Annotated in this window: 30 protein-coding genes; all 30 read right to left on the bottom strand. The window is 40.6% G+C overall.

Annotated features, from left to right (window positions below; genetic code table 11):
- Positions 1-20: 20 nt before the first annotated feature.
- The 30 genes from BLP87_RS07195 to BLP87_RS07340 all read right to left on the bottom strand — a co-directional run bounded on the left by BLP87_RS07195 (position 21) and on the right by BLP87_RS07340 (position 19,311).
- Complete coding sequence (locus BLP87_RS07195; RefSeq protein ID WP_074462093.1) at positions 21-386, bottom strand: nucleotidyl transferase AbiEii/AbiGii toxin family protein; 366 nt, start codon at positions 384-386, stop codon at positions 21-23.
- On the bottom strand, positions 383-976 hold the full coding sequence (locus BLP87_RS07200) for a type IV toxin-antitoxin system AbiEi family antitoxin domain-containing protein (RefSeq protein WP_074462094.1): 594 nt from the start codon (positions 974-976) through the stop codon (positions 383-385). Before BLP87_RS07200 ends, BLP87_RS07195 begins: the two co-directional genes overlap by 4 nt.
- A 134-nt stretch (positions 977-1,110) precedes the next feature.
- Positions 1,111-1,245, bottom strand: a complete 135-nt coding sequence (locus tag BLP87_RS16535; RefSeq protein ID WP_083334522.1) for an aspartate/glutamate racemase family protein — start codon at positions 1,243-1,245, stop codon at positions 1,111-1,113.
- Between the two features lie 29 nt (positions 1,246-1,274).
- Complete coding sequence (locus tag BLP87_RS07210) at positions 1,275-1,613, bottom strand: DUF6572 domain-containing protein (protein WP_074462095.1); 339 nt, start codon at positions 1,611-1,613, stop codon at positions 1,275-1,277.
- Positions 1,604-1,948, bottom strand: coding sequence for an NUDIX hydrolase (locus BLP87_RS07215; protein ID WP_074462096.1), 345 nt, complete (start codon positions 1,946-1,948; stop codon positions 1,604-1,606). The genes BLP87_RS07210 and BLP87_RS07215 overlap by 10 nt, the downstream gene beginning before the upstream one ends.
- Positions 1,949-2,063: 115 nt before the next feature.
- A complete protein-coding gene (locus tag BLP87_RS07220; RefSeq protein ID WP_143002106.1) occupies positions 2,064-3,014 on the bottom strand; it encodes a hypothetical protein in 951 nt (316 codons plus the stop codon).
- 307 nt (positions 3,015-3,321) lie between these two features.
- Complete coding sequence (locus tag BLP87_RS07225) at positions 3,322-3,552, bottom strand: tautomerase family protein (protein WP_074462098.1); 231 nt, start codon at positions 3,550-3,552, stop codon at positions 3,322-3,324.
- Positions 3,553-3,588: 36 nt separating this feature from the next.
- Positions 3,589-4,401 carry a GNAT family N-acetyltransferase gene (locus BLP87_RS15730; RefSeq protein ID WP_083334523.1) on the bottom strand — a complete coding sequence of 271 codons (813 nt, stop codon included), beginning with the start codon at positions 4,399-4,401 and terminating at the stop codon, positions 3,589-3,591.
- Between the two features lie 46 nt (positions 4,402-4,447).
- Positions 4,448-4,966 carry a P-loop nucleotide/nucleoside kinase family protein gene (locus BLP87_RS07240; protein WP_074462099.1) on the bottom strand — a complete coding sequence of 173 codons (519 nt, stop codon included), beginning with the start codon at positions 4,964-4,966 and terminating at the stop codon, positions 4,448-4,450.
- A complete protein-coding gene (locus BLP87_RS16015; protein WP_176756615.1) occupies positions 4,963-5,118 on the bottom strand; it encodes a P-loop NTPase family protein in 156 nt (51 codons plus the stop codon). Before BLP87_RS16015 ends, BLP87_RS07240 begins: the two co-directional genes overlap by 4 nt.
- A complete protein-coding gene (locus BLP87_RS07245; RefSeq protein WP_074462100.1) occupies positions 5,115-5,684 on the bottom strand; it encodes an NUDIX hydrolase in 570 nt (189 codons plus the stop codon). Before BLP87_RS07245 ends, BLP87_RS16015 begins: the two co-directional genes overlap by 4 nt.
- Before the next feature lie 166 nt (positions 5,685-5,850).
- Complete coding sequence (locus tag BLP87_RS07250) at positions 5,851-6,378, bottom strand: GNAT family N-acetyltransferase (RefSeq protein ID WP_074462101.1); 528 nt, start codon at positions 6,376-6,378, stop codon at positions 5,851-5,853.
- A 36-nt stretch (positions 6,379-6,414) separates the two neighbouring features.
- Positions 6,415-7,416, bottom strand: coding sequence for a hypothetical protein (locus BLP87_RS07255; RefSeq protein ID WP_074462102.1), 1,002 nt, complete (start codon positions 7,414-7,416; stop codon positions 6,415-6,417).
- Positions 7,409-8,788: a radical SAM/SPASM domain-containing protein gene (locus BLP87_RS07260; protein ID WP_074462103.1), complete on the bottom strand. Its 1,380-nt coding sequence runs from the start codon at positions 8,786-8,788 to the stop codon at positions 7,409-7,411. Before BLP87_RS07260 ends, BLP87_RS07255 begins: the two co-directional genes overlap by 8 nt.
- A 47-nt stretch (positions 8,789-8,835) precedes the next feature.
- Positions 8,836-9,771: a hypothetical protein gene (locus tag BLP87_RS07265; protein ID WP_074462104.1), complete on the bottom strand. Its 936-nt coding sequence runs from the start codon at positions 9,769-9,771 to the stop codon at positions 8,836-8,838.
- A 29-nt stretch (positions 9,772-9,800) separates the two neighbouring features.
- A complete protein-coding gene (locus BLP87_RS07270) occupies positions 9,801-10,610 on the bottom strand; it encodes a Cof-type HAD-IIB family hydrolase (RefSeq protein ID WP_074462105.1) in 810 nt (269 codons plus the stop codon).
- Positions 10,611-10,612: 2 nt separating this feature from the next.
- Positions 10,613-10,861 carry a TIGR03905 family TSCPD domain-containing protein gene (locus tag BLP87_RS07275; protein WP_074462106.1) on the bottom strand — a complete coding sequence of 83 codons (249 nt, stop codon included), beginning with the start codon at positions 10,859-10,861 and terminating at the stop codon, positions 10,613-10,615.
- A gap of 82 nt (positions 10,862-10,943) precedes the next feature.
- Positions 10,944-11,399, bottom strand: a complete 456-nt coding sequence (locus BLP87_RS07280; protein WP_074462107.1) for a GNAT family N-acetyltransferase — start codon at positions 11,397-11,399, stop codon at positions 10,944-10,946.
- A gap of 132 nt (positions 11,400-11,531) precedes the next feature.
- Positions 11,532-12,167, bottom strand: coding sequence for a class I SAM-dependent methyltransferase (locus BLP87_RS07285; RefSeq protein ID WP_074462108.1), 636 nt, complete (start codon positions 12,165-12,167; stop codon positions 11,532-11,534).
- Between the two features lie 15 nt (positions 12,168-12,182).
- The gene (locus tag BLP87_RS07290) at positions 12,183-12,659 is read right to left on the bottom strand and encodes a pyridoxamine 5'-phosphate oxidase family protein (protein ID WP_083334524.1); all 477 of its coding nucleotides are present in this window, start codon (positions 12,657-12,659) and stop codon (positions 12,183-12,185) included.
- A gap of 12 nt (positions 12,660-12,671) precedes the next feature.
- On the bottom strand, positions 12,672-13,055 hold the full coding sequence (locus tag BLP87_RS07295; protein WP_074462110.1) for a VOC family protein: 384 nt from the start codon (positions 13,053-13,055) through the stop codon (positions 12,672-12,674).
- 124 nt (positions 13,056-13,179) lie between these two features.
- The gene (locus tag BLP87_RS07300) at positions 13,180-13,950 is read right to left on the bottom strand and encodes a class I SAM-dependent DNA methyltransferase (protein ID WP_074462111.1); all 771 of its coding nucleotides are present in this window, start codon (positions 13,948-13,950) and stop codon (positions 13,180-13,182) included.
- A gap of 22 nt (positions 13,951-13,972) precedes the next feature.
- A complete protein-coding gene (locus tag BLP87_RS07305; RefSeq protein WP_074462112.1) occupies positions 13,973-14,545 on the bottom strand; it encodes an HD domain-containing protein in 573 nt (190 codons plus the stop codon).
- Between the two features lie 30 nt (positions 14,546-14,575).
- Positions 14,576-15,190, bottom strand: a complete 615-nt coding sequence (locus BLP87_RS07310) for a 5' nucleotidase, NT5C type (protein ID WP_074462113.1) — start codon at positions 15,188-15,190, stop codon at positions 14,576-14,578.
- A 10-nt stretch (positions 15,191-15,200) separates the two neighbouring features.
- On the bottom strand, positions 15,201-15,746 hold the full coding sequence (locus BLP87_RS16470; protein ID WP_330390012.1) for a VOC family protein: 546 nt from the start codon (positions 15,744-15,746) through the stop codon (positions 15,201-15,203).
- A gap of 52 nt (positions 15,747-15,798) precedes the next feature.
- Entirely contained in the window at positions 15,799-16,419 is a 621-nt protein-coding gene (locus BLP87_RS07320) for a class I SAM-dependent methyltransferase (RefSeq protein WP_074462114.1), read from the bottom strand.
- A gap of 44 nt (positions 16,420-16,463) precedes the next feature.
- Entirely contained in the window at positions 16,464-17,159 is a 696-nt protein-coding gene (locus tag BLP87_RS07325) for an SGNH/GDSL hydrolase family protein (protein WP_074462115.1), read from the bottom strand.
- 21 nt (positions 17,160-17,180) lie between these two features.
- The gene (locus BLP87_RS07330) at positions 17,181-18,005 is read right to left on the bottom strand and encodes an ornithine carbamoyltransferase (protein WP_074462116.1); all 825 of its coding nucleotides are present in this window, start codon (positions 18,003-18,005) and stop codon (positions 17,181-17,183) included.
- Between the two features lie 152 nt (positions 18,006-18,157).
- On the bottom strand, positions 18,158-18,829 hold the full coding sequence (locus BLP87_RS07335; protein WP_074462117.1) for a methyltransferase family protein: 672 nt from the start codon (positions 18,827-18,829) through the stop codon (positions 18,158-18,160).
- 14 nt (positions 18,830-18,843) lie between these two features.
- Complete coding sequence (locus tag BLP87_RS07340) at positions 18,844-19,311, bottom strand: MazG nucleotide pyrophosphohydrolase domain-containing protein (RefSeq protein ID WP_074462118.1); 468 nt, start codon at positions 19,309-19,311, stop codon at positions 18,844-18,846.
- Positions 19,312-19,535: the final 224 nt, after the last annotated feature.

Here is a 19,535-nt window from a genome sequence, read left to right on the forward strand (position 1 = left end):
GAATCTGCCCCAATTTTCCTTTAACATAGTATCCCCGGATAATCAAAATCATCCATTATCTGCTCTGTGTGGGTAATTCTGAATGCAACGCTATCACCTATTTCTATGCTGCAAATCTCATTAATAAACTTCTGTATATCATCATCTGTAAGTGGCAATGATCTTACAGTAGTATCAATATCCATTGTTGTCCTCATATCAATTCCCAAAAGAGAAGATGCAAGGATGCCTCCCTTTATAACGAATCTATCCTTGTATTTAGAAATTGAGATTCGTTCCAAGAGTCTTTCCATAAAATAAAGCCTAATATATGTTTCTGCTTTTCTTACATTACCTTTTGCAAGATTCTTTATTTTCCCCTTTAACTGACTTGCTGATTTAATCACGTTAAAACCTCCACATATTTCATGACTTCCTCTTTTACCTTTAGCTTTTCTGCATAACTCAGCATAAGGGATAAGTCTTTGTTTTTTTTCTTCATATAGCTTTTTATGGCCGTTTGGAATGTCTGTACCTCATACGTAGATCTATTCCTTATAAGATCACAGATACAACGTTCAGTGTTATATGCTTTAACTTTATTTCTATAATTAGTTTCAAGTTCGCATACTCCCAAGCCATAAATACCATCTTTTTCCTGATGAACAACAACACCTCTTTCTCTCAATCGTGAACCATTATGACCACTGGGAACACTTACATTGATTTCCGTGTATTCCCGTTCCATAAGCCTATTAAGAAAAAGGGCTGTCTCATCGTTAAAAATGATCTTGGGGTTACTCCTCTGGATAACATATAACATATCCGGCCAGGTATCTTCCGTAACATAGACACCTTTCGAGACATGTTCCAGATTATTATCTCTAACATACTGTAAAAGATATGTTCTTGAAATCCCCGCATTTTCCCCATCAGAAATGAACAGATAGCCGTTATTGTTTTTTATAATATCTCTTATTTGGTCATACTTGCTCATAAGCATCACCTCATTTCGCTTTACATTTGTGACTACATTATATATTATAACGTCACAAACGTAAAGTACAGTAAACAAAACACCTCAGCTTCATCAAATACTGATTAAATCATTATTTCCTTAATTTATTATCCCTACAGACACGATCGAATATATAAATGTATCTCAACAGAATCCAAACAAGGAACAGGACAGTTCTTTTCATTTAATAAAAGAGGCAACTCCGTACAGCCTAGAATAACCGCTTCTATACCGTCTTCAACATGCATTCTCCCTCTTTCAGCCCACCAAACTTGAATTATTCTGCGATAATCGCCTCTATCTTAATCCCCAATTGTCCAATCTGATTTTGGACTTCATTCAGAAACTTCTCACAATTCTCAGTTACAGAGTACTTGAAGTGAATCTCTATTACTGCAAAAGAGAATTGTTCATTTGGATAGGTCGCCTCATATTGCCTTGACTCAAGATAAGAAATGTAAGCATTAATCTTATCTTGCAGAAGATTAAGATGCTCAAACTCAATTAATGCATCTTCACCCTCCCATAGCAAATGATCTGTCAGCAAAAGAACTATCGCGTTTCTCTCCTTATCTATTGCTATCCCGTCAATTATGTTTGGATTGTCTATTGCCATATCATTTTCTCCTCTAATTCAGATTTGCACCCTGTTTCTTCTATAGCCTCTCTTTTAGCCGCATCTTCATTTGATTCACCATACTCAATCCTTCCTGCGGGCACTTCCCATTCAAGGCGGCCTACAGTGTATCTTCTGTTCTGAATAAGAAGAATGTTATCTTCCTCATCAAAAATAACAATTGCAACAGCCTTCTCCGGATAATGAATCTGATAATAATTTTCTGTTATTTGCCCGCTTGGTTGGGCCACTCTGTCAGAATATAAACATACATGTTCGCTTTCATATATAGTTGTTCGACCTAGTCGCTTTGGCATAAGTTCTTCATTCTGCATTTTCTAATCCCTTTCTGAAGGATAGTGCACTCTTAGCTCCTTTATGCATCCTCCTCATACAAGCACAGAAAAAGAGGCTTTTCAAAGAATCCACTTCAAAAAGTCTCTTTTCGCTTTAGTTTTTCTTTTTTGATGCTACATATTCATCAAACAAATCTTTTCTATACTTTGAATCTTTATTTGCCTTTTGAACATCTGAAGCTCTATTGTTTTCAAACAGCCAATCATAAAGTTCTGTAATGTCTTTCTCACACTTATCATAGCCCTTATCATAACCGGCTTTAACACCATCCTCATAACTCTCTTCCTGTATAACCTGAAGATGTCTCTCAGCACTATATCCTAAAACACCCATCTCAACGACCTCCTCTTTATTCTCAAGCAAGAAATCTTTAAGAATGTCCTCAGAAATACACTCATCTATTGCTCTTGATATTGCTGAGCTAATGACCTCTTTCTGAGTAATGTCATTCATGTCGATAATATCGTTCATTTCTTTGTTTCTTTCTTTAGCTTCTTTAATACATTTTCGCACTTTCGATACAAAAATGGAATACTCTTTGAGGGTTTTGCAGTCCTCCATAAGCTCTTTGTTATGTCCCTCGTTGATGTTTATGACTTTAACAATAAGCTCCAACTCAGGATTATCCGTTTTCTTGGCAAACAGATCCGATAACTTATAGATTTTTTCATCCTCAAGTTTAATTGTTCCGTTGTAAAATGTTATGAATCTTGGAGTAGGAATGCTTATAGCATGAGACTTATATGTTTCTTCAGTTGGAATAATCTTCTTGTAGATACTTGCCACATACTCAAGATCTCTTAACGGAATATTGGGACAAGGGCTGGATTGATGTTCATAAAGGCTAAGCTCATAGTCAAAGATAAAAGAAAGATCATTTTTCATGTTAAGAAAAGTATTACCCTCAAGAGTGGTGATTTCCAGATCATCCGGATTATCATAATTACTGTGATTGACACCGTTATACAATTCAAGAAGCCGCCGTTTATCATGAAACAGCTTTCTGAACACAGTGTCCTTATACTTTTGGTTGTCAATTTTCATTTTATTACCTTCTTTCATTGCCTTTAGTTACTTCTTTGGAATCTGTTGGCGAAAGCCGTGAAAAAATAGAATGTAACTTAGAATTATTTGCTCAGATTCGAGCACAAACATGATTTTAGCATAGGAGGTAACCGTAATAAAGAGAAAAATCCTTAAGATTTGGAGCTGTTCTCTTAAGAATTTAACGTTATTACGTATAAATTTAAATTAGCATAGATGCCTGATTCGAAGTCAAGATGATAACTGCCCCAATTGGCACGAAGCGGCAGTTCAATATAACAGTTATCGCTACACTCTGCAAAATCCCTTACTCACATATATACCCCGGTTTCTTATAAAGGTTATTAAATTCCGTAGCAATATATTTATCCCAAACTTTTTCTTTCCACTCTTCTTCAAGCACATCAGTAATTGCAACAGACACGCTAGACGCCTTACAGCCCAATGTTTCTGCAACAACATCTGCTATTTTCTCTGCGCACTGTTTTTTCTGTTCTTCTGTTCTGCCAAAAAAACACTGTATTTCAATATGTGGCATAGCAATCTCCCCTACAAACTCCGATTTATATTTTTCTTACACCGAATCCCCCAGATTGATATCAAAAGGTGCGATCAACAATTTTTGTAATTCTTTATTATAATCATCAAAAAAAGCCTTAATCGCCTTACCATAGTTTTCTTTAGTATCAAACTCCCAAAAAGAATAATATTTGACACACTTTACTATTTTAGTTAATTTCCTCGGCGGCTCACCCAGTTTAATTCCATCTATAGTGTAAAAACGTTTAAAATATTTAAGTGATATACAGCCCAGACATTTTAATTGGTTTTCAGCCATTTCCTCAATCTTAGTCTCAAATTGCTCAAGTTTATCCGGTTTTACTTGAAAAATCTTCATTTCAATAAAGGACTTTTCCTTTCTAGTCAATGTCAGTTCTTTTTCCATCACCTCATACACCAGGATCACATTGTTTTCCACAGGATATTTACAGTGCTCGACCGTTTTATATCCTCTGGAAGAATACAAGTGAGCGGCCGGCAAAGATGCATCCAACACCGCTGTTGAAGCTTTCTTAGCTATTTTTTCTTCTAACCGATTCATAATATATGTGCCAAATCCGTTCCCCTGATATTCAGGTTCCACGCATACTCTTGTGATATGATTGCCCTTATAGCAACCGGTTCCAACGCACTTTCCTTCTACTATAAGAATACCAACCGATCCGCACTCAATATCTTTTAGGATATTTTCCCTGCTGTGCAGGTTACAAAAAAAATCAACAACCTCTTTAGGATAATACTTTGGATATGTACTCTTTATCGAATTTTGGACTATATTAAATACAGTATCTAAGTCTGCAGTTTTTGCGAGAATATATTCTTTCATATGACATTCCTTGTTTAACAAATCTTCCCAAAATCTCAACAGGTGACTAATCATTGTTAAGGATTGAATTTATCGCACTTTCATAATCTTTGTCTATAACAATCTGATCCTGCTGAAATCTACCGATATACTCGCTGTTTACTTCTTTTATCCATCTAACGGTACAGTCCGAATCATCCAATCTAGCTTCTATGTCAGATCCATGTTTTACAATATCCGCAAAATGTTCATCGATATACTCATCAGTCATGACAAGACATATAAACTTTATCTCTGATAAATACTCTTCCCCAAACCATGTTCTCCAATCTTCGGGGACATAGCATCCTTCAACAATGAGATTCTGCTTGTTTTCTATGGCAGTTTTTATTATTTCACTTACTATCGGCCAAAGATAACCCGTAAGCTCTTTATCATCACATGGTGTAAGTTCCGTATTACCACTTCTTATTAACCCCATTTTCAAATGATCTATAGACAAATACGGATATTTGTATTTTTCAAGCAGCTTCTGCGCAAGAACTGTTTTACCGGTATGAGATGCACCTGTTATCAATATAATCATTTTGATAAGGCTCCAATCCGTTTTTTAAATAATGACATCTTAAATGAAATTTGATTTTGATAAGTGACCATTCCGGGACTCTTTTCAGCAATGCACTTCCCCGTAACCGTTTTTCCAACGCCCATGGGGCCGTTGATGAGATATACTTTCATATCCGATTACTCCCGGCAGCATATTTCCGAATCATCTCCAATCCGCCCATTGGAACGCAGAATCTATCATCACGCGGCGGCAAACATGCCTTATAAACTTCTTCCAAATCAAACCACTCGACGCTTTCAAGCTCCTCTTTTTGAATTAAAAGCTTGCTTATATCAACATTCTCTTCATAGGCATAAACAAAGGCAATCTCACTATCTTTGAACATCTTGCCATGGAATTCTTTTTCAAACCCGATAAAAAAAGTTCCCACAAAATGCAGCTGTTCTGCCAAAGCCTCAATTCCAAGTTCTTCCGACAATTCTCTTAATGCGGATTCAAGCGGCTCATCTCCCGCCTGGATATGTCCTGCGGAAGAAGTGTCGTATTTTCCGGGAAAAGAATCCTTATTCAGCGCCCTCTTTTGCAATAAAACTTCTTTCTTCCCTTCATTGTCACGAACAACCCAAATATGCGCAGTCCTGTGTCTGATTCCCTTTGCATGGGCTTCGGAGCGGGAAACTGTCTCGCCTGTAGGATTGCCGTTTTCGTCAACTATATCAAATAATTCTTCTGCCATTTTTTCTCCGTCCTTATAAAATCGAACCTATAACCTCTTTAACACTTCCATCGCAACAAACAGCTTGCCGATACTATGATTGGCTTCATTAAGACCTTCTATTTTAGTCCAAATGCGACCTTGTACATGCGGTACATTGAGTTCACTGAATATCTCAGCCAGTTTATTACCGCTTGATCACAAACATCTTCAATTCTTTCTTATACGTCTCGCTAAAAAACTCATCTTTCAGCATCCCTCCGCATTTCATGATCACACCGGCGGAGGCGACATTTTCTTTTTCGCAGGATATCAGAACTTCGTCTATACCCATCTTATCGTAAATCTTGAGCGCCCTATTAAGAATTTCCGTGGCGTAATGCTTGCGACGCTCAGTTGGTCTGACCGAATAGCCAATATGACCTGCGTCTTTTTTACTGAAATTAATCAAAGAAAGACGCAGATTAATCATCCCGACTATTCTGTCGTCCTCTTCTCTCACGCAGAAATATGTGATCCTCGGCACGTCAAAATCGGCAATGTTGGCAATATCAATTTCCTTGATCAGTCCTTCAAGCCAATCTTCATATGTTGATTCTTTTAAACAGTAATCCAGACCGCCGCTTCCGTTTATCTCAGAACCATGCTCATAAAATTCATTTATGTAATCAATTGCTTTTTCTTTATGCTCAATTCGCGGAAAAACCAGTCTCATTCTGCCTCCGTCACAATAATGCTTACCGCATAACTTTCATCTTTTCAGCACATAGTAAATATCTTTTGTATATAGCTTGGTACCATAAAAATCTTTTCTTGAGCATCCGGCACGGCCACCTCCTGCACATGCGCAGGCACAGGCGCAAGCACAGGCACATCCGCCGCCACCGCTGTGACCGTGATAACGGCTTCCGCTATTATTGGCAATACCTTGCCCTATATAATACTTTGCACCCAGTCCCCTTTTTTCTGAATATCCATCTTCACGCATCGGCTTAAACATCTTCATAAGGACAATACATATAAGGAAGCCGCCTAACGGTATGACCAATAAAAGGATGCTGCCCAATCGCATATCCTCATTAGTATATAATCCGCTACTGTCATCTCCATATCGGGTATCCGAAGTTTTATCGCTCACATTGCCCGACATATAGTCATATTGATTTATGTCATAAGAAAGTTTTGCCGTTACTTTCGACTTATATCCACCGGCATCATTGATCCAAACATAATATCCGTTCTCAAGCCTCGGATTGCCTTTAACATCCAGGACCTCCTCCGCATTCCAACGAACTGCCACTTTGTCTACCGGCGTATCATCGAACCATCCCGGAGTAAATTCATAATTGGCGCAATCTTTTTCCATTGTAAAAAGATTTTTTTGATGCAAAGAGAAATCAAGTACCAGTACGTCGCCTGCCCTATATCTTTTATCAAGGTCAAGTCTTACGTAATCACCACCATCCCTGTAATATCCGATAGAATCAATATTACTTGAAATTGCTTTGTATTCATCGGCATATTTATTGGCTATTCCAACCTTTATCCAAGTTAACGGCCCCTCTGATTCACTATCCAATACCTCCCATACGATATGATACGAAATATCACAGGAGCCATCTTTACGCATATCTACCGTCACTTCATAATCATGAATGTGATCTAAAGGTTTTGCCGCCTTTACAACCGGACAGTATAACAAACTTGCAAAAAAGATTATTGCAACAGCAAACCCAAATATTCTTTTATTCATGTACTACCTCCCCTTCATTCATTTTACGAAGAGGGCATATTCCGTCAGCCTTTGCAGACTCCATTCGAATCTTCTTACATTTTCGCCCATTCCAAATCTTCTTCCAAGAATCCTTGAGCATATCGCCAAGGGTATCATCGGATAGCCAACTTTGACATGGTATTACCCTACCGTCCGGATTAATTGCCATATTGCTAAGGCATGCCCCGCAACTTGGTACGACCATGTGAAGCTGCGCTAATTTTCCACTATCAATCCATCCCGGAGATGTAAAATCTATTTCCATGTCATGATTGTCGGTATATTCTTTTGCAGCTCGTAATATTTCATATAATTCATCACTTGTAAGCTGGGATTGTCTTGATGCATCCGAAGTAGCATTTCCCGTAACAATCAAGCCTGAACAGGTCACATATCTCACACCTAATTCGTGCAGGAACTCCAGCATACCGACATAATCCTTATTAAGCGAACACAAAGGTGTATTAACACTTAAATTCAAGCCTGCTGCCAACGCATTTTTTATTCCGTTTATCGTATCTTTAAAATGCTTTGAACCTACCAGTTCATTATGTATTTCCTCAATCTGCGAGTATAAAGTCACCTGAACACTGTCAAGTTCAGCATCCATCAGATCTTTTGACAACTGCTCTGTCAGAAGTATTCCGTTAGTATTTAATCGCGTCACAAACCATCTCGAATATCGAATCAGCTCAACTAAATCTTTTCGCAAAGTCGGCTCTCCACCGGTAAAGGTAATCTGTGGTATTCTTGCAGCCTTACAACGATCAATTATCTTCTTCCACTCATCAGTTGAAAGTTCTTTAGTTTCTGCATATTTTTGGCCTGCGGCGTAACAATGAAGGCAATGCTGATTACATGCCCATTTGCCGTCTTTTGTCATAGCTGATACCATAAGATCCATTCTATGTGGAGCCGTCATATGCGGTGCATACTCAGAAAGACTCATTACTCCGATATCAATGGCCGGAACCTTATTTCTTGCAATGTCATCAAAAGTACTGACGATTGTTTGCAGGTCTTCTTTCAAAAGCTCATCTGATACGGTAGGGTATACGCTTCTTACGCGATGAAAAACTTCCGACATAATATCATCAAGAATCTCGCGGCTCATTTGTCCGTCACCAAAGCTGTTAACTCCTCGAATAAACTCTGTTAAAAGAATCGCCCACGCCTCATTGATAGGCAGTACATCCTGACCGTTTAAAATGACCGTAGAAGGTACAAAATGAAATAATCTGAATTTTGGAGGAATCATGTGGATTCTGATCACCCCCGGTCCGTTGGGATTCCATGTAGTATGTACAACACCCTTCCACTCTTTTAATTCATATAATTTTTCACGAATCATATTTTTTCCCTATGTCATTTATTATGCTAATGTAGCTTTCCGACAAATTACCACCATAAAAGAATGCACTGTATGGCATAATTTATTACAAACACCAAAAACAAATATATATATCCCCAGTAAGGTCTTAAATTTCCAATTCCGTCGTCTCGTACCAATCCGGTCTCATCCGACATTTTTTCTCTGATTTCCATTTCGTTCTTATAATTGAAATAAGCACCTTTTACCAAAAAATAAAAAACAAATATCTCAACTAATCCGCAAAGTATAGCCGTAGTAACCACTGCATTATGTCCACCGCTTATACTAAGTAATATAAGATATAGGAGCATGTTAAAAAACATTACTATCAACTGATGTTTACGACTTCTTTGGTAAAAACAGCGCTTATCCAGCAAATCGATATTTTCTTTTGTGAACTTCGGCATTTTCTGTCTGATCATTGGATCTGCTCCTGCCAAATAATCAACGAACAGATTATATCGTTCTTCAGCTTTTTTTCGCTCGCCCAAAAGAGCCACATTATAAAAGAAAACTATCTTCTCAAATCCCAGTCGGAATTCAAAGCCACGGCTACCTATACGATAGTGTCCGGCATTTATGGAGTCTGCCCATTCACTGTAACTGTGCTGTTTCGTAATACCAAACGGCCACTCATACAAGATTCCGGATGGAATCATTCTAAGTACACGCTCATTTCTCATTTTCCTAAATAATGCTTTCAAAAACATCAGATATACACTCAACACAAACAATATGACCGCGATGACTTTTGTTTCTACACTGACTTGTCCGTTATCATCCAAAATAACTACAGCAACCACAAAAAATGCCATAAATACGAAAAAGCCCAGCAAAACCCACAAGCCGTCATATGCTCTGTCACCTATTTCTGCGCGCGGTATATCCCTTATATTTTTAATCTGCGTTTTTAACTTTTTTTCTTTTTTGGTCTTACCGGCTTTAAAATTTTTTCTTTTCATCGCTTTTATACCATATACGTAGTGGCTCTTTATAATGCTTCATCCTCAAGCCACTTCGCAACCCCGTCCTCATTGTTGGAAAGAATGACTCCCGTAGCAACTTTCTTAAGGTCTTCATGCGCATTGCTGACCGCATAACCTTCATCCGCAGCCTGAAAAAGATCTATATCATTTTTGCCGTCGCCAAAAGCCACGACTTTATCGCAACCGATCATCTCACGAAGCTGCCTGACCGCATTTGCCTTTGAAGCAGTCTTGGGCAAAATCTCAAGCCACTGATCGCCGGTATAGATATCTTTTTGAAAAACGCAGTGATAATCATGCTTGTACCGCTCATACATCGGTGCAAGCTTCTCCGTCTCATCGATGCAAGAAATGTAAAAGATATTTCCCTTTTTCAGATCTTTATAATCATCAATCGCATTGGTCCTGATATCGCCTTTGCGGGAATTTATGAATGTATTCATGCCCTTTGTACAAAGCTTTGGGACAAAAGAAAACTTCTCTTTTCCGTCAACAATCCCATACACGATAGGATATATATCATGCGAAAAAAGATCCTCCAAAACATCATTCACACTGTCATCAAAGTAATTGGCGCGAAGCACTTCCTCTGTGACATTGTCAATGATAAAAGCACCGTTATAAACGATCAACGGTATCTTGGCACTAAGCCCTTTTGTTACTTTTTTGGCCGTGATCAGGGAACGCGCCGTTGCATAAGAAAAAAGCATTCCCTTGCTCACAAGCGTATTTATCGTATTGTTTGTATATTCTGACATCTGCTCGTCACTTCGAAGTAACGTTCCGTCAAGATCTGACACATATAATGTCTTCATATTTAAGCAAGCGCCTCCTCAAGCGCCTTTGAAAGCTGATCTGCGCATGATGTGCCTCGTCCGCCGCAGTCATTTCCTTTAAGAATCTCTGCAGCATGCTTTGCATCCTGCCCCTCAAGAAGTCTGCCGATAGCTTTGAGATTTCCGTTACATCCGCCTTTAAAACTAAGACCTGAGATCTTGCCATTCTCATCAAGGTCAAAATTGATTTCCGTAGAACATACTCCCTTCGGATTATAAGTATAGTGCATAAGATATTCCTCCATGTTTCAAAAAATGTTTTAATAACATTTTCAATCATACAATTTCTTAGGTCTATATAAAATGCTTTTTTCACAAATTATATTGCATAAAATTCCCGTTGTGCACAAAGCCGCACGCAGTATAGAGTTTGACGCCCATATCGGACGCAGTGATCTGAATCGCACCGCAGCCGTACTTTCTTGCATCATCCATAACTTTGGTCAAAAGATCTTTTGCAATCCCTCTGCGCCTGTAGCTTGGATCTGTATACATGCTCGAAATAAGTCCGATTTTGCCGCTTGGGCACCCGAAGTACGGTGGCTTCTCGACAAAAGACATTCCGCTTGTTCCCACAATCTTTTCGCCATCAAGCGCAAGCCATGATACAAACGTCCCGTCATTGAGATGTCTTCTGTAATAGTCATTCAGCGCAGGGCGCAGATCGACGTCATCCTTCGCCCCCTCTTCGCGAAGCTGCGTGATTCGCATTTCAATGAAAATTGCGAGATCCTCTTCTGTTAATCTTCTGTAGGTAACGCTATTCATGTGCACCTCCCACGTATGCCGTTCAACCGTTCGTGTGGTTTATTCGGTGGCTGTAGTGCTTCGTCGCTCAAGGCCTTCTCTGGCGCCTTTAGAGGCCTCTCTCCCCTCTCTATGTCACGTCTTTTTTCAATATCACTCCGATGTATTTTCAAAGTCCATCCGAACAAATGCCTTCCCGTTTGGCAAGCTTTCCTTAATTCTACGTCTCGCAAAATATCCTATTCGCTCCATCACTTCCGCAAGCTCCTTTTCATCCATCTGATGATGAACCTCTTCGAGCTTGTCAAAAGAATGCACATAGGGCGAATCGGAAACCCAATTGCAGACATCCTCATTAATCTGAATAACGCAAGAAACATAGCGGGGCTTCACCGCAGAAACCACCTTTGCAAAAAAATCATAACCGATATACTCGATCAATAGATTTGCTATCAAAAGCTCTACCTGCGGCAATTTCTCAGATTCGGAAAAAAAATCGGCCTTAAGAAGTTTAAGTGCGCCTAAATCAACTTCCTCTGCATATCTTGTCGCCACAGCCTCGAGGTAATTCTCGTTAATATCAACGCCGTAAACGGTACTATACTTGCCGTAGTCCACGTGCTCCAAGCCATTCCCGCCGGCAACACCCAAAACCATTGCCGTAGTCACGGGATACTCGCCAAACTGCGCTTTCATAATAGAATTAAGCGTCTGGAGCTGCTTTACGGAATCAAGCTGCATGTGATTCTCGTAGTCCTCCAAACTAATCTCTTCCCACGGATTTTTCATCGTCACTCCTGTAGCTCATTCTTCTTTGACTTTCTTTCCGGTCATGTGCTCCGGCGTAAGTTCAAAGCACTGCACTCTTGGGAAAAAGAACTTGAGCTCTTTTGCAAGAAACTTCTCATCGTCCGTGAATTTTTTTACCATGGCAACGCAGATCTTCTTTGCCTTCTCTTCGTCTTCCACAAGGGTTATCCTGCCGAAAGTGATAATGCTCTTAAAATGAATCGCCCACTCGCCCTCTTCGCGGTAGTCCTCATCGTAAACAGTATAGCAGGCTTTGTCGCAAGACTTGATCGCATCGACCTTGTGCCCGTCTTTTGCCCCGTGGAAATAAATCTTTCCGTCCTCTTCACAATACCAGTGCACAAGCGGCACTCCGTAAGGATATCCGTCGTCGCCTATAAGTGAAAGCACACCTCTCTTGGTATTCTTAAGAACCTCTATACACTCTTCATCTGTGATCTGCTGGCCAAATCTTCTCATTTTTCTAAACATATACATCTCCTATCAGATCGTAATCTCTATCTGGTTTCCTTCGATTCCCACGATGCAACTCTCGTAGTAGCCATCGCCGGTCGTACGCGGACCGCTCGCAACATCATAGCCTGCAGCTTTAAGGTTCTCAGTCAACTCATCAACCTTCTCTTTGCTGCCTACAGAAAAAGCTATGTGAATGAACCCCGTGCGATTGAGCGGCTTATCCATATCATCCAAGCTGGGCTTATTCATAAGCTCAAGTCGCGCCCCGTCGTCAAAAGAAATAAAGAATGATCTAAAATCTGTTTTTTCATTATGATAACCGCCGTTGGATGTTCCGCCAAGATATTTCACAAAGAAATCCCTGGCCGCTTCCAAATCATTTACATACATCGCAATATGCTCTATCTTCATCTGCTGCCTCCTTAGATATAATTCCTCATTCCGTCATCATTCCAGAGTACCTACTCGCCTAAATTGTTATTTTGCGTAAAAAGTCGAGTTATTTGATGACAGCAGCACTAGTGTAGCACTCTTTTTACGCCTTCTTCATCTTAATGATCATATACACCGGATTCTCAACAAAGCTCTCGTACCTGTAAATCTGCGTTTCCTTCCACTCTTCCGGCGCCATTGGCTCACATACCTTCTCAATCGTAAGTCCCGCTCCAACTATGGCATTTACATAGTCCGAAAAAGTATGATGATAACTTTTGCTGAGATGATTCTCGTAGTCATCGTTGTACTCAAGCCACGGCTGGATGTACGCCCTCATCGCTTTGTCCATGTATCTGACGTTCCACTCGTCATCCTCCGGAAAAGAACTGTCTTCATGCTCAACAGGATACATCGCTGAATATACAGGATTTATCACGGAAAAGATACACTCCCCGCCCTCTTTAAGGCTTTTTGCCACATTCTCAAACAGCTGCTTCAAATTCTCAATGTAATGACTCGTTGTCGATGAAAAAATAAAGTCGACAGGCTCCTCTATTACCTCTTTACATGTTGCCGCATCATGTTGCACAAATTCAGACTTTGAGCCATCTGCATCAGCTTTTTCTTTGGCAATCTTAAGCATCTCTTCCGAAAGGTCAATTCCTACAATCTTCGCCGGCTCACTCTTTTCTAAAAGAAAAGTAAATATCCCCGTACCACAGCCTAAATCTACTACTACCTTTCCCTTTAGGTCAGGAAGCAGTTCCTTAATGCACGGCCATTCAATGCAGTAGCTATATGAATTCTCCGCATTGTTAAACTCCTCATAAGCCTTTGCCATGCTGTTCCAATCTATTTTTATCTCATTCATTTCTTATTTCACCATTATGTCCTTATCTAATTTCTGTCCTATATTCCTCAATAAACCCTTCGATATATTCATGCCGCTGAAGTGCCATCTTTTTAGCTTCTTCTGTGTTCATCTCATCTTTTAGAAGCAGAAGTTTGTCATAAAAATGCTGAATAGAATCATCCAAAGATCTTCCGACTTTTCCGCCATAGGCAAACGTTCTCGCTATTCCCACAGCGCCAATCGCATCAAGTCTGTCCGCATCCTGAACAATCTGTCCTTCGATGCTCTCCGGCTTCTTGCCCCTGTTCTTGCTAAAAGAAACTCCATTTATGATCACACAGATCTGCTCAATCTCTTTTTCTCCAAGATCATTACTTGTCAAAAAAGCTCTCGCATTAGCATTATCCTTTGTATCAAATAACTTGTGATCATCAACGTCATGAAGTAGTGCTGCAAGCGCCACAACCTCGTTGTCACACTCATGATAACGCTCCGCCAATTTCATAGCATTTGCATAAACTCGCATCGAATGCTCTGCATCGTGTCCATCCGCGTTATTCCTGAAAATTTCTTCTATATATCTTTTTGCATTTTCAATTATTGTAGTACTCAACTCCGCACCTCACTCTTAATTAATGAACCACTATCCCCGTCCCCCATGGTTCATTACCTTCTCCCGTATCATTTCCCAGTCAAAGCACCTTGTATAATTCTCACCGGGTAGTTCGCACTCTCTGTTCCACGGTCTGTCATAGACCATAACCTTGAGATTTGGCAAATGTTCGAAGAATTTAAAAGCCATAGGCGAATCCTCAACGGCGTAGTCAAAGTTCATCTTATAATAGTCTTCGAGCTCCAGCGTAAATTCGCTGTTTTTGATAAACGAGTCCCTGCCATATTTGTTCAGGCAAAAAAGTGTCGCGTGCTCAAGTCCGTGATTATCAAGCCATTTGCGCGAAGCATCGTAAGCGCTCGACGGACGCCCCGTTATGATATAAACCTCATGCCCACAGTCAATCCACTCATTTATCACCTTAGAAGCCCCGGGCGTCTCATCATATGAAAGGAGCACCTCAGTGCGATGCCCTTCCAGCATAAGCTGCTCATACTCATCATCTGTAAGTTCAAAAGACTGTTGCAAATTGAAAAAACGCACCTCCTCATAAGGAACATCTTTTCCGAAAAGTCTCTTTGCAATCTCCGTAAACGCCCTTGCCGTCTCGCAAAGGCAGTCATCAAAATCTATATAAATCTTCATTTTGCAAACCTCATTCTTTCACCGGCGCGGTAACTTCAATGTGATTTCCTTCACTGTCAACAAACTCCGCAACCCAATTGTTCTTTATTCTGGTCAAAGGAAAACATATCTCTTTTCCGCTAATCTTATCCTTAAGCACCTCCACGCTTCCAAAACCGATACTGGGAAGGCAATTGCTGCCAAATACATGCTCTTCATTCATTTTCTGAAAAGCAAACAAACCGTACCTGAATCCGCCGATGTCGAAAACGCTGTATATCTCGTCGCGTTCAGTGACAGGGCAGGCAAAAAAATCTTCGTAGAACTTAACGGCCCTCTCCATATCTTTTACGCAGACATATAATGAAGCTATCGTGCAGTTCATGACATTGGCCGCATCTTTTTCATCGATGTATCTCTCAGCTTTATCAATGAATTTAATAATTTTCTTTATATAACGAGCACCTTTGATAATTCCCATAACAATCGCTGCTAAAATAATCAATCTAAGTATCAAATTGACTATATCCCAGAATATAAGAAACCAATTTGTTGTAACCAACTCTGTTGTGGCCATACCTTTCCTCCCTCCAAACGACAAAACTCATTCCTTACAACCCACACCATCTTCAGTTCTTACTTATACTTATAATCCCCGAACAATACGACTTTTGCTCGAACTCAAGCTCAGGAAACGCCTTGCGAAGTTCATCTATCACAAAATAGATTTCATCCTCATCCCAGGCACTGCCGGCCTCTTCTTTGCACTTCTCAAGTTCGCTTCTCGTCTCAAACACCACATCTCCGATTAGGAGCTTTCCGCCCTCATCAAGAAGATTCAGTAACTCCATGAAGAAAAGGACCTTCTTCTCATCCGTCAAATGATGCAACGAATACGTTCCCAAAATAAAATCATACTTACGCTCGTAAAGCTCCGAAACAAGCCCCTTTGAAAAATCGCCTTGATACAAGTTCGCATCGGGCATCTTTTCTTTTGCAAGCTCGATCATCCTCTGTGAAAAATCTTGTCCGTACACGTCACACCCATTCTCATAAAGCTTGGTCGTAAGCGTTCCCGTCCCAAATCCAATGTCCAGAACAGCAGCCTTTTCTTTGTGCATAATCTCATCAAAAATGCCACCAAGAACGCTCTTATATCCCGCAAACGGATAGGTATTTGCCTCCTCTGAAATACCTACCGCCTTGTCATAGCCGTCAGCCCATAAGTTAAATCCCTTGTTGTCTAGCATTTGTTTCCTCCGGTCATTCTCTATAATGTCTTTTTAATTAAGTCTCAGTCCAACTCCGCACAGTCTCTGATTGCCTGCACCACCTCTCGCGGCAGGCACGTAGTCTCTTCTTCCACGTTTTCTTTTACATTTAGCCATTCATCATCGGGAAGACTAAAGTCGAACGCGGTCAAAAAATCTTCTTTCGGAAGTTTACCTGTGATCACTTTGGTAAGAACTGTTGCGACAAGATAGTCTCCGACAGCTGACGCATGAGCTCCGTCGCGGTAATAAAGGTCAGCCTCGGACATATCAGAAAGCACATTCAAAGCACACTCCCACACTTCACCGATTGGTGCAAGCAAGGCTCCCTGCTGCTCAGCAATCGCTCTATATCTGCGGTTCATCTCAGCCTGATTTTCCGGCTTCGCCTTCTCCGCCCAAGTCTCAAATAAAATCGGCGTTGTACCGGCTTCTTTACACAGCTTGATTATCCTGTCCATGCACCTAATCGTATCCTTCTCAGGCGGCATTGGATGCGCCTGTTCTTGAATCACGCAGTAGTCATACCCTCCATGCAGTATATTAAATCGCACCGCAAAATATTCTTCCTCCAAATGCCACTTAAGCGGCCTCGCAGAATAAGCAAGCATAAACACTTCACACGATTCTCCCGTCGTATCCTCTATCATACGCCTTGTAAGCTCCGGCATGTCATTCATATATGTGTGGCTGTTGCCGATAAATAAAACTTTCTTCATCTTTCTCCCTCCGCACATATTTTATTTTTTCATGCAAAAAACAATAATAGCCTGCTGCACTCTGAGCAAATTCTTTTTGAATTCGTATCCCACAAAGTACTCCGAATCAATCACATCATCCGAAACCTCTTCGCCTCTGTAAAAAGGAGGGCATGGATTCAGCACCGCTCCTTTGTTTGCGAGATTCATGATTTCTTTTGTGACCTGATAAGATTTAGCGCCGTTAAACATTTCCTGCGGAAAAGAATCCGTGCACACAATGTCTTTTCCCACAACCGCGGTTCTGAGATCATCGATGCAGTCGGTCTCAGGAATCTGAAACTCATGGGGACAACTCTGCGTCAGAGAAAATCCAAAAGCTTCCGACGCTTCTTTCCATGCACGCCCGATGTTCCCGTCAGCTCCTACGAACAGATACTTGTCGCTTAGATAATCTTTTCTTATCTGCGAAAGCGAATACAAATCCGACATCATCTCGCAAGGGTGATTATCATCCGTCATTGCATTTATCACGGGAATCTCAAGATTCTCTGCCATTTTTCCAAGCAATGAAATGTCTTTATGCCGCACTATAACTGCATCCGCCCAGTTCTCAAGGTATCCGCAGACATCTCTTATATCTTCTTTTTTATCCAGGGTACTCGGGTCAAAAAGAATCGTTTGCCCGCCAAGAAGATGAATTCCCTTTTCAAAAGACACTCGCGTTCTGATGCTATTCGCCGGAAAAAACATGACAACCGTCTTTCCTGTTAAGAAACCCTCGTACCTATCGATATTATCAGTTATGTCGAATATTTCCTGCAATTCTTCTTTTTTATAATCAGTTAACCTTATAAATGAACTCATTTTTTCTCCTACTGCCACTGCGCTCTGATACATATGCGCACCGACTTTAATTATCCCAAACGCATCCAATCCGCTGCGTTCACGGCTGTCTCAACATTACTCTGTCATTGACAACTTCAAAACCATACTGCGAATAAAGCTTCTGCGCATCACTAGTACATAAACGGAATAATTCTGTACCTGACTTTCCGCTTGTACTCTTTATAACCCGAAAGCTCTTTTTCCAGAACCTCTTCTTCGTTCCTGATTCTTTTTACAATTATTGGAATATAACTAAGCATTACTATAAATGACGGCAGTGAATTCAGTACCAGCGGCATGCTTAGGAAAAGAAAAAGCGTCGCAAAATACATTGGATGTCGCACGATTCCGTACAATCCGCTATCCACTACCTTTTGATCTCTCTGAACTTCGATCACTCTTGATAAATATCTGTTTTCTCTGAGGACTTCGCCGAATAATGCATAGGCCAAAAGAAAAATCACAATGCCAATATATACTGATATTTCCGGTAGAATTATCCATCCGAAGCGATAATTCAGGCCTGCAAGAATAAACACAAGTAAAAACATGATACCGCTAAAACCTATCACCTGCTTTTGCTCGCTTTGTGTCTCTTTTGCCCTGAGCCTGCTCTCCAGAAGATCCGGCGCTTTGAAATACATAACAATACCGGCAATAAGCATCGGAACAAAAAGCATTCCCATAAAAATCCAGCCGTAAAGCCAGCTAAGCGTCCCTGCGGGGATAAATAAAAGAAGTCCTATAAGAATGATTCCTACGACAATTTTAGTAATAGCTTCTTTAAGAAGTTCTTTCTTCATAGTCCCTCCCGTTTTTACGCCTGCGCTCTATCTATAAGCTCATGCGCTTCCTTAAAAGCCCCCGGAAGATAATCCGCATGCCACTCTTTGCCTTCTTTTTCCTTTCTTTTTATCTCTGCCCATGCGGCGTGGAGTTCTTCCTCAGTCTCAAATTTCACATCGGTAAAAACATGCGGATGCCTGCGCTCCATCTTGTCTGCAACAGTCTTTGCCACATCTTCGAATGTAAAGAGTCCCTCTTCCTCAGCAATCACCGAATGAAACATCACCTGAAGCAAAAGATCTCCAAGCTCCTCCTTGAGATTCTCCGCATCGCCCGTCTCTTCAAGTATATTTATCCCGCCAATAACCTCTGCTGCCTCTTCTATGCATCCCAGCTTAAGACTTGCATGCGTCTGCGCCTTATCCCACGGACAGCCATTCTCGCTTCTGAGCGTCTCTACAATTTGTTTAAGTCTGTCAATTTGCGATGTATTCTTCATATGTTGGGGGAATCTCGCTTTCTGTAATAATGAGGTGAACCTGTAATTTCATAATCTACAATCTTGCAGTAGTTATTGTTGAAATCTGAGGCGGCGTAATCCGCCGCGGTAGTACATACTCACCATTATAACAGCAATGCGCTAAATAGTGGCTTTTTTATTTTATTACTCACTTGAAATAGAACAAAGAGTTGCTTTGCAACTCTTTGCGCGCCGATGCGCGC

Origin of the sequence: Butyrivibrio hungatei (assembly GCF_900101605.1) — a bacterium.
Taxonomy (GTDB): Bacteria; Bacillota; Clostridia; order Lachnospirales; family Lachnospiraceae; genus Butyrivibrio; species Butyrivibrio hungatei_B.